Source organism: Streptomyces sp. NPDC006296 (assembly GCF_040613235.1).
In the GTDB taxonomy this organism is placed as follows: domain Bacteria; phylum Actinomycetota; class Actinomycetes; order Streptomycetales; family Streptomycetaceae; genus Streptomyces.
Genome location: NZ_JBEXRT010000091.1, coordinates 1 through 2,855, shown reverse-complemented (window position 1 = coordinate 2,855; position 2,855 = coordinate 1). Strand labels below are relative to the sequence as shown.

At 66.7% G+C, this 2,855-nt stretch carries 3 protein-coding genes; 1 reads left to right on the top strand and 2 read right to left on the bottom strand.

What is annotated here, in order from left to right:
* Positions 1-119: 119 nt before the first annotated feature.
* Positions 120-272, bottom strand: a complete 153-nt coding sequence (locus tag ABZ172_RS30045) for a hypothetical protein (protein ID WP_187282052.1) — start codon at positions 270-272, stop codon at positions 120-122.
* A gap of 762 nt (positions 273-1,034) precedes the next feature.
* The gene (locus tag ABZ172_RS30040) at positions 1,035-1,595 is read right to left on the bottom strand and encodes a helix-turn-helix domain-containing protein (RefSeq protein WP_356888513.1); all 561 of its coding nucleotides are present in this window, start codon (positions 1,593-1,595) and stop codon (positions 1,035-1,037) included.
* A 483-nt stretch (positions 1,596-2,078) separates the two neighbouring features.
* Between ABZ172_RS30040 and ABZ172_RS30035 the strand changes: the two genes are divergently transcribed.
* Positions 2,079-2,324, top strand: coding sequence for a hypothetical protein (locus ABZ172_RS30035; protein ID WP_356888511.1), 246 nt, complete (start codon positions 2,079-2,081; stop codon positions 2,322-2,324).
* The last annotated feature ends 531 nt before the right edge of the window (positions 2,325-2,855 follow it).

The window sequence follows — 2,855 nt, the reverse complement described above, 5'->3', positions numbered from 1 at the left end:
CGGGGTGGAAACACACGCGGGGGCGCGGGGGGGGGGATCTCGCGAACCCCCCAGCCCGGTGTCCCGGGCGCCCCGGGGGGGCGCCCCCCGGGGGGGGGCGCCCCCCTCCGCTGCTTCTGCTACCTGCGGTGCATGGCCAGGCTGCCGCCGACGGTGCACACCGCCGCCGCGGTGGAACCGAGCGCGGCGGCGGCTTCCGGACGGTCGAACAGGGCCAGGACGACGACGCCGACCATCGACAGCACGCCGATGAGCAGGATCGTCCAACCCATCAACTTGGAGTGACAGTGTTCTCGGGTACCGTCAGAAGCCGTTCCGGGAATCGATAATGAGGAATCGATTCCGGGTACATCAGGGACTGTCATGGGGCCTCTTCTCTCTACAGCGGGATCGGACGGACCCATCGGCAGACGTGAGGGAGACTGCTGTACGGCTTGCTTGCCGGCCGCCGTACGGCGTCTCCCTCGGTCGTTGCCGGGGCCTGGCAGCACCTTACGGAACGGCACCGACAAACCTTGCTGCCCACTAATCGCAGACCAGTTGGCCACCCCACCCCATACAGCACGGCACTGACAGCCTTTATGCAGGTCAGAGCTCTGAGGGAAAACCTGCCCAGCGACTCCCACCCACGGTGAACTCGTGCCGGAGGGCAGTAGCGAAGACGTGCCCCCTGGCACAGCACGACGTGCGTCGTCCCAGCCCACGGTCTCCGGCAGGCACATGAACTCGATGTCCGCCACGGCGATGATGCCGTTCACGTCCCGGCCGTCGACGTACTTCACCTCGGAGACGAAGCACAGCCGCTTCACCGATCTTGCCGACGACCTGCATCTTGATCGCCGTACCCAGTTCGACTTGCAGAAGAAGAGGTTCCTGAAGAGGCGAACATGGGCTCTTCGCCCCTCCGCGGCTTCTGCACGATGCCGGGCTTCCCCTCCGCCCGGCAGCCGAACTCAAGCAGCGACGGGCGCATCAACTTGCAGAAGGTGGTGAACCCGTGCTCGGCGTTCAGCACACCCACCTTCCTCACCCGGCTACCTACGCTTCCACCACCGGCGCCGCTCGCCACTCGCCTCAGGTAGTTCCTCGAGGCTCCCCGCGGATCCGTCCTCCGGCTGCGCCTGCCCCGGCACCGACACCTGGGTGAGCACCGGCCGCTCCGGCGCCGGCATCAACGCCTTCAGCGCCCGCTGAAGGTCCGCGATGTGCTCGCCCCGCGCCGCCAACTGCTCCCGCAGATGCTGCGCCTCGGCCTGGGCCAGGAGACGGCCGTGCTCGGCCTCGGCCACGGCCAGGGCGTGCTCGTGCCGCACACGCTCCAACTCGGCCCTCAACGCCGCCTCGCCCTGCACCTGGGCCACTGGGCCCACCGGGCGCTCCTGCACGCCAGGAGAGGCCACCTCGTCGGGCGGGGAGGGCGCGTGGAGGCGCAGGCCTGCGGCAAGCAGGTCGTCGACCGGGATCACCCAGCCCCGTACGGGGTCCTGCACGGCGCCCGGCAGGTCACCTGCCTCGCGGCGACGGCGGATCGTGGTGCGGCTGACACCGCACGCGGCGGCGGCCTCCCGCTGGGTCAGCATCGGACGCGAGCTCATGGCCCCATCCTCCCTGCACGGCTGCCGGATATCAGACCGACCCACCCCTGAACGGTCTTGTTGTCCCGTCAGGTGGCTTAGGTGATTATGGGCCCGAAAGCACAGGTCAGAGCTCCGCAGCGGGTCGCTTCCACGTCAGGTCGAGCACGCGCATGGAGAACAAGCCTTCCTCCTTTGCTGGGCCGCCGCGCGGGCGCAAAATTCAGATGGACGGAGAGGCCCCAGAGTTCGGTACGATGTGTGGCCCCGAGCAGTGCTCGGCCGCGCACCGACGTGGACTGCGGGACCCGGAAGGCCAGTTGGCCCGGGAGGTTTAAAAAAACCTCCCTCGATGTGATGTAGGTCTCTACGAGAGAGTGGCCTAGGCCACTGTCCCTCATAATGCGGCCGACGGGTACATCGCTGAAGAGGTTTCCTCTCTCCCCAGAGGCCCCCCGGGCCTCACGGACCCTAAGGGCCTCGGTGAACCTATATATCTCCGCGGTGAACGCATCGCTTTTCCTGATCGCCTGCGGCGTCGGCGCCATCGTTTACCGCCGTACGAAGACCACCCAGCAGTCATCTGTCGGACCCGCCGCGAGTGGTGATCTGGTGGCAGCCGTGACTGCTGCTGCCGCCACCCTTCTGCTGCTCGCTTTTCTGTTCGGCGTCGGTGACGGCTCCTCCATCGGAGCTGAGCCGGCCCCACCGAAGGAATCGGCCGTCAGTTCAGCCCCGCCTGCCCGCTGACGGGGCGTCCAACACGGGGCCGCTAGCAAGTCTCCGGTGGGCGTCGACTTTGGTCGGCGCCCACTCCTTTGTGACGGCTGGCCGACGACCGCCAGTATTTACAGTTTCTACCCACTCATCAAAGTGATGCAGGGTGGTGTGTGCTAGGTCCAGTTCTTAGTTACGGTCGAGAATGATGCACGCGGTTCACGTTCCGGCCGTGACGACCGTCCCTCTCTTGTTGGTGCGTAGTTGTCCGTGAGCCCAGGCATGGGTAGTGCCGCAGGTGGTGATCCGACATCAGGCCTGCCTGCACTGCGGAGCCGTGCAGGCAGGCCGCCCCAACGTGTGACCTCCCGTCACCCCCGGCCCCTGCTGACGCCGGAGATGCCGCATCACTTCCCGTGCACGGTGCGGGAATTCCGGAGGAATTCCCCAACCCATTCCGAAGGAATGGGTTGGAAAGCCCGGAGAGCTTTCCTTAAAGCCGTAGGCTTTATCGTCTTTGCGACCCGTAGGGTCGTGCGTCGTTCCTCCGGAGGAGGACGCGCG